A 6,279-nucleotide genomic window follows, 5' to 3' on the forward strand; every position below is an offset into this window, starting at 1 on the left:
GCGGTACGGGTGAACGCGGTACGGGCGGCGTCAGTCCTCGTAGTGCATCGCGAAGCGGCAGTGGGCCGCGCGCATCCGGGCCTCGTCCGCCTCCGTCGCGGCGGGTGCGGGTGCGGGTGCCGGACGCTCCGGGGCGGCCACGAGGCGGATCGTGCGTTCCAGCGGCTCGTCGTCGACGTCGATCAGGGCGGTGGCGGTGGTCATCGGGGGCTCCAAGGGAAGTCGTGGAGGGTCGTCGGCCCTCACACCCAGTGGAGACCCTCCGCGCATCGATCGCACCCGTCCTTGACGCGTGACCTACGCCCCGGGGGCGGACTTTGACGGCTTCCTGACAGCCCTGCCCCGAACGGGTGAGCGCAATGTCAGGGAACTGTCAAGGAAGGCCGCTCCAGCGCCAAGCGCGCGTCAAGACCGGCATGGCGAGCGGGAATCCGGTGGTGGGCTGTCCGCCGTTCCCGTCGCCCCCGAGCCGGCCACCCCATCGCAAAGGGGGTAGCCCGGAAGGTCCCCGAGACGATGCGCCGTACGGCCCTCACGGACACCACCGACCACCCGCAGCAGACGCAGCAGACGCGCCACTCCAGCCACCGGCCCAGCGATCCCAGGAGCGGACGCCGCCGGCTCATCACCCGGCAACAGCTCCGCGAGGCGCTGCCCGCCGCCGTCCGCAAGCTCCACCCCCGCACGATGGCGCGCAACCCCGTCATGCTCGTCGTCGAGACCGGCTCGGCGCTCACCACGCTCACCGCCGTCGCCCGCCCGAGCGTGTTCGCGTGGCTGATCGGCTTCTGGCTCTGGCTCACCGTGCTGTTCGCCAACCTCGCCGAGGCCGTCGCCGAGGCCCGCGGCAAGGCCCAGGCCGACTCGCTGCGCCGTGCGCAGGCCGGCACGACCGCGCGCCGGCTGCTGCACTGGCGGGTCGGCATCCCCGACCACCGCCACGAGGTCATCCCCGCCACCGAGTTGATGTTGCACGACATCGTGCTGGTGTCGGCCGGCGAGCCGATCCCGCAGGACGGCGAGGTGGTCGAGGGCGTCGCGAGCGTCGACGAGTCGGCGATCACGGGCGAGTCCGCGCCGGTCATCAGGGAGTCCGGCGGCGACCGGACGAGCGTCACCGGCGGCACCAAGGTGCTCTCGGACCACCTGGTCATCCGGGTCACCTCCCGCCCCGGGCAGAGCTTCATCGACCGGATGATCGACCTGGTCGAGGGCGCCGACCGGCAGAAGACGCCGAACGAGATCGCGCTGAACATCCTGCTCGCGTCGCTCACCATCGTCTTCATCCTCTCCGTCGTCTCGCTCCAGCCGATGGCCATCTACGCGCACGCCCCGCAGACCACCGTCGTGCTGTGCGCCCTGATGGTCGCGCTCATCCCGACGACCATCGGCGCACTGCTCTCCGCGATCGGCATCGCCGGGATGGACCGGCTCGTCCAGCGCAACGTCGTCGCGCTCTCCGGCCGCGCCGTCGAGGCCGCCGGGGACGTCGACGTGCTGCTCCTCGACAAGACCGGCACCATCACGTACGGCAACCGGCGCGCCGTCGCACTGCATCCGCTGCCCGGCGCCACGACCGAACAGCTCGCCGAGGCGGCCCAGTTGGCGTCCGTGGCGGACGAGACACCGGAGGGGCGCTCATGCGTCGAACTGACGGACCGTCACTACTGGGTACCGCCACGGGCCCCGGGTGAACTCGGCGAACAGCGGCCGGTCCCGTTCACCGCGCACAGCCGGATGAGCGGCGTCGATCTGAGCTGGCCCGACGGCACCGTCTGCCTCATCCGCAAGGGCGCCGCGAACGCCGTCGCCCAGTGGATCGTGCAGTCCGGCGGCCGGCTGCCGATGGCGGCCAAGCCGCTCGTCGACCGGATCGCCGGGGACGGCGGCACCCCGCTGCTCGTCGCCGTGCACGACCGGCACGGCGCCCGCGCGCTCGGCGTCGTCGAGCTCAAGGACGTCGTCAAGGAGGGCATCGCCGAACGCTTCGCGGAGCTGCGGCGGATGGGCATCCGTACGGTCATGGTCACCGGCGACAACCCGCTCACCGCCAAGGCCATCGCCGAGGAGGCCGGGGTCGACGACTTCCTCGCCGAGGCCACCCCCGAGGACAAGCTCGCCTACCTGCGCCAGGAGCAGGCGGCCGGGAACATGGTCGCGATGACCGGCGACGGCACCAACGACGCCCCCGCCCTCGCCCAGGCCGACGTCGGCGTCGCCATGAACTCCGGCACCCCGGCCGCGAAGGAGGCCGGCAACATGGTCGACCTCGACTCCAATCCGGCCAAACTCATCGACATCATCCGGGTCGGCAAGCAACTCCTGATCACCCGGGGCGCGTTGACCACGTTCTCGATCACCAACGACGTCGCCAAGTTCTTCGCGATCATCCCGGCCATGTTCGCCGACGCCTACCCCGGACTGCACCACCTCAACATCATGGGGCTGCACAGCCCGCAGTCCGCGATCGCTTCCGCGATCATCTTCAACGCGCTGATCATCGTCGCCCTCATCCCGCTCGCCCTGCGCGGCGTCCGCTACCAGCCCGCCTCCGCCACCGACCTGCTCCGGCGCAACCTGCGGGTGTACGGGCTGGGCGGGCTCGTCCTGCCGTTCCTCGGGATCAAGGCGATCGACCTGCTGATCGAGTTCGTCCCCGGACTGGGCTGATGCGCACCGGAGTTCCCCGGCCGCCAGGAGGCCATCAGGGGGCCGTCAAGATGCGGCCGGCAGGCGTCATGGCGGTGTCAGCGGCGGCGCGGACGGCGTGGTTCCGGGGTTCACTGGACATGACGGAACCGAAGGCCCGCGGTCACTGACGACACGCAGTCACCCGAAGACCCGCAGTCACCCGAAGACACACCGGCACACGGAGGCGAACGACCATGACCGGGACCACCCGAGTGATCGTCGGCCTGAGCGGATCACTGAGCAGTCTCGCCGCCCTCTACCACGCCGTCGGCGAGGCGGCCCGGCACGGAGCCACCCTCGTGCCGGTCGCCGCCTGGACCACGCACGACCGGGACGGGCTGCGACCGCTGTCCGAACTGGAGCACGCCGCCCGCCGCCGCCTCGACATCGCCTTCGAACAGGCCTACGGCGGCTACCCGTCCGGCCTGGTCGTCCACCCCGTGGTGGTCAACTCCGAACCCGGGCCCGCCCTGGTCGGCGCGGTCACCGGACCGGACGACCTCGTCGTGATCGGCGCCGCCACCCGCCGCCGCCTCGACCGGCTGCGCCACGCGTCGATCGGCCGGCACTGCCGCCACCGGGCCGGCTGCCGGGTCGTCGAGGTGTCCCCGTCCGAACTCCTGACCCGCCTCGAACTCCCCGCCCGGATGGGCGCCCCACTGCCGCTCCTCGCCCGTTAGGGACGCCCGGGGCCGGCCCGGGTGCGTCCACGCCCGCAGGGGGTCACCGTCGCGCGCCGCGAGGCGGGCCCGCGCGTCAACCCGCCGACCCCATCCCCCGCCCGGCCGGGGCATGCCCTCGCACGCCCCCTGGCCGTTGAACCCGAGGTGAGCCGCCCTATCCGTCGCCGCTTTCTTCCACCCCGGACCGGCGTTGCGCCTGCGGGCGCCGCCGGGAGGCCGTCACCGCGGCCGACGGGAGGCACGGCCGTGCGCCCGTCGGCGCGCCCGGAACTGACGTCTCCTCATCCCGGACCCGCCCCGCGGGCCGTGCCGGCAGCCCGCGTGGGGCCCGCCCCGGCAATGGCGACACCCGCACCGTCTCCACCCTCATCGCCCGGATGCCCCGCACGCTCGGCCCCGGGCACCCGCCCCGCCCACCCTCGCGACCGTCCGCCGGGTCGACCACGAGGACGACCCCCGGCCGGCCGCCGAGGCCTGCCGAGTTCCGCCAACTCACGTCACCCAAAGCCACGATGAGGTTTCCGATGACTCCCGGCAAGCTGCTCCCGCGGCGCGGCGAGGCGGCGGGGCTGCTCGTCGTCCTCACCCTCCTCGCCCTGGAAGGCCTCGCCCTGTGCGAGGCCTCGGACCCGGACCGGCCGGTGATCGGCGCCGCCCTGATCGGCGCCGCCGCCTCCGGCCTGCTGCTCGTCGCCGCGCTGCTGGTCGGCCGCCGCCTGGCGGCCCGGCGGGGGCTCCCCCTGCCCCCGCCGGGCCCGGACGGCCCCGTCTACAGCACCCGCGCCCTGGAGGGCTTCCCGATGGAGGCCGTCCGCCCGCTGTTGCTCACCGAGGACGGGCCACAGCTCAACCAGCTGTACGCCGCCTGGGTGCTGGCCCTCGGCGGTCACACGGCGCCGTGGATCGGGCGCCGGCTCGACCTGCCCGTCCCGACCGTCCGGCTGCTCGTGGACGCCGTCCGCGAACAGCGTCGGGGAGCGCACCGGCTGAACCCCGACTCATCACCGCCGCGCCGCCGTTGACGTCCGTCCAAGGCGGCGCCACACCCGCTACACCCGCGACCCGGGCGCGGCGGTGGCCCCGCCGCGCCCGGCGTTCGCCTGCGTGACCAGGTAGGGCACCATCCCGCGCTCGGCCAGCGCCGTCCGCCAGGCGTCCCGCGCGAGCGCCAACTCCCCCGGGGCGCCGGCGTCCCCGGCCTCGGCCGCCCGCGAGCGCGACGCCGCGGCGGCCAGCCCGATCCCGCCGGCCAGCGCACTCACGAGCGCCAACCCGGCCGCGACCCACCCGGCGCCGACCAGCGCCCCGCCCAGCACCTCCGAGTCGTCGGCCAGCCCGAGCGCGTAGCCGATGAGGAGGAAGATCCCGGCGGCGGCCCCGGAGACCATCGGCACGATCACGGCAAGCACCCCCAGCCACCCCGAAGCCCGCTGCGGCGCCGGCTCGTCCGCCGGCCGCCGCGCCTCGGCGTCGGCGTCGGCCCGCAGCGCCGCGTACCGCTCGTACTCGGGCGCGGCGGCGGCCAGCACGTACTCCGCGTTGTCCCGCGCACACCGCCGCAACCGCTCGGCCCCGTGCGCCTCGTCCCCCGTGGCCCGCAACGCGGCCTGCACCGCCGCCCCCGCGAGCGCCCGGTTGAGCACCGTCTCGAAGTCGGCCCGGTCCTGCTGAGGAAGCCGGAGCGGTCTGTCCATGGTTCAACCCCGTTCGCTGTTCGCGTCGCCCCCGCCTCGGCGCCGGCTTTACCAGCCCTTAGTTCTACAGCACTGTAGAGCATGGCGCACAGCCGGAGCAGCCCTCGTGACCAGTGAACTTCCCACGACAGACCGGGGTCGGCCCTCGACACGCGCCGCAGCCCGACCTAGGCCACCGTCAGGATGCCCCGCATGAAGTGGTGGAACGTGCACTGGTACGCGTACGCGCCGCGCTGGGTCGGGGCCGTGAAGGTGGCGGAGGCGCCCGGGGCGATGGGGGCGGTGTCGAACGTGCGGTCCTGGGCGGTGAGGGTGTGGGCGACGGTGTCGGCGTTCACCACCGTGACGGTGCCGCCGGGGCGGACGGTGAGGTTCGCGGGCTGGAACAGGAAGTCCCGGATCGTCACCGTCACCGCCGCCGCGCCGGTGGGGGCCGCCGTCGTGGGGCCGGGCTGCACGGACTGCGGGGCCGTGGGGGTGTTCTCGTCCGGCGCCGAGCCGATGTACGCGCTGAGGCAACCGCTCAGGACGGCGGCGAGGAAGGCGACGCCGGCGGCCCGGGCGAGCCGGGTCGGCGGGCGCATCAGGCGGTGACGAGCCGGATCCGGCGGGCGTCCGCGGAGGCCGGCGGGGCGGACCCGAGGTTGGCGACGGTGGCGGTCAGGACGGCGTCCACGTCGGGGATCCAGTTGCTGGTCTTGGACTGGACGGCGATCTGGCGGTGCTGCTCCGTCCCGTCGCACAGGATGTCCGTCTCGGCGGTGCGACTGGAGCCGAAGGCCTTCGAGGCCGCGTCCTCCGGGTCCTGCTGCTCGACCGTGACGGTCAGCGACCTCGCCTCGGCGGCGACCCCGCAGACGTACACGACGTCGACCCGGACCTTGCCCGGGATCTTGGGGTCGATCCGCGCGTCCCCGATCCGCACCACCGTCGTGGGGCCGTCGGAGTCCGGGTCGGGGTCCGCCACCGCGGGTACTGCCAGGCCGCCGAGGGCCACGGTGAGGGCCGTCACGATGATCCAGCGCTGCACTGCCGACCTCCCGGGGGCTAGGACGAGCTGCGGCCGACGCTACTGACCTTGGCGCTTCGAGGTGATTGGCCTGTTTGGGTAGCTGACTGACGGCCGTGTGCGCGCTATGCCGTTGGTATGCGTTATGCGGATGGGGGCGGGCTGACGGCAAAGGCACGTCAGCGCCGCGAGGCGGTGCGGC

The 6,279-nt window shown here is 73.8% G+C and carries 7 protein-coding genes; 3 read left to right on the forward strand and 4 right to left on the reverse strand.

The window, feature by feature from the left end:
- Positions 1-30: 30 nt before the first annotated feature.
- Positions 31-204 (reverse strand): hypothetical protein, encoded by a 174-nt coding sequence (locus PUR71_RS26590; RefSeq protein WP_329929644.1) that lies wholly within the window; start codon positions 202-204, stop codon positions 31-33.
- Positions 205-516: 312 nt separating this feature from the next.
- Here PUR71_RS26590 and kdpB point away from each other — a divergent pair, with 312 nt between their 5' ends.
- The 3 genes from kdpB (at position 517) to PUR71_RS26605 (ending at position 4,396) form a co-directional block, all read left to right on the forward strand.
- Positions 517-2,670, forward strand: coding sequence for a potassium-transporting ATPase subunit KdpB (kdpB, locus tag PUR71_RS26595; protein ID WP_329929645.1), 2,154 nt, complete (start codon positions 517-519; stop codon positions 2,668-2,670).
- Between the two features lie 215 nt (positions 2,671-2,885).
- Entirely contained in the window at positions 2,886-3,371 is a 486-nt protein-coding gene (locus PUR71_RS26600; RefSeq protein ID WP_329929646.1) for a universal stress protein, read from the forward strand.
- 527 nt (positions 3,372-3,898) lie between these two features.
- Positions 3,899-4,396, forward strand: a complete 498-nt coding sequence (locus PUR71_RS26605; RefSeq protein ID WP_329929647.1) for a hypothetical protein — start codon at positions 3,899-3,901, stop codon at positions 4,394-4,396.
- A 27-nt stretch (positions 4,397-4,423) separates the two neighbouring features.
- Here the strand turns inward: PUR71_RS26605 and PUR71_RS26610 are convergent, their stop codons facing one another.
- The 3 genes from PUR71_RS26610 to PUR71_RS26620 all read right to left on the reverse strand — a co-directional run bounded on the left by PUR71_RS26610 (position 4,424) and on the right by PUR71_RS26620 (position 6,098).
- Positions 4,424-5,068: a hypothetical protein gene (locus PUR71_RS26610; protein WP_329929648.1), complete on the reverse strand. Its 645-nt coding sequence runs from the start codon at positions 5,066-5,068 to the stop codon at positions 4,424-4,426.
- 167 nt (positions 5,069-5,235) lie between these two features.
- Positions 5,236-5,652: a cupredoxin domain-containing protein gene (locus tag PUR71_RS26615; RefSeq protein WP_329929649.1), complete on the reverse strand. Its 417-nt coding sequence runs from the start codon at positions 5,650-5,652 to the stop codon at positions 5,236-5,238.
- Positions 5,652-6,098: a hypothetical protein gene (locus PUR71_RS26620; RefSeq protein ID WP_329929650.1), complete on the reverse strand. Its 447-nt coding sequence runs from the start codon at positions 6,096-6,098 to the stop codon at positions 5,652-5,654. Before PUR71_RS26620 ends, PUR71_RS26615 begins: the two co-directional genes overlap by 1 nt.
- Positions 6,099-6,279: the final 181 nt, after the last annotated feature.

The organism is Streptomyces sp. SP17BM10, assembly GCF_036322405.1.
GTDB lineage: Bacteria > Actinomycetota > Actinomycetes > Streptomycetales > Streptomycetaceae > Kitasatospora.

Excerpts from the sequence above, each read along its gene's own strand:
- PUR71_RS26605 (WP_329929647.1), top strand. The coding sequence starts at position 3,899 with ATGACTCCCGGCAAGCTGCTCCCGCGGCGCGGCGAGGCGGCGGGGCTG.
- PUR71_RS26590 (WP_329929644.1), bottom strand. The coding sequence starts at position 204 with ATGACCACCGCCACCGCCCTGATCGACGTCGACGACGAGCCGCTGGAA.
- kdpB (WP_329929645.1), top strand. The coding sequence starts at position 517 with ATGCGCCGTACGGCCCTCACGGACACCACCGACCACCCGCAGCAGACG.
- PUR71_RS26615 (WP_329929649.1), bottom strand. The coding sequence starts at position 5,652 with ATGCGCCCGCCGACCCGGCTCGCCCGGGCCGCCGGCGTCGCCTTCCTC.
- PUR71_RS26600 (WP_329929646.1), top strand. The coding sequence starts at position 2,886 with ATGACCGGGACCACCCGAGTGATCGTCGGCCTGAGCGGATCACTGAGC.
- PUR71_RS26610 (WP_329929648.1), bottom strand. The coding sequence starts at position 5,068 with ATGGACAGACCGCTCCGGCTTCCTCAGCAGGACCGGGCCGACTTCGAG.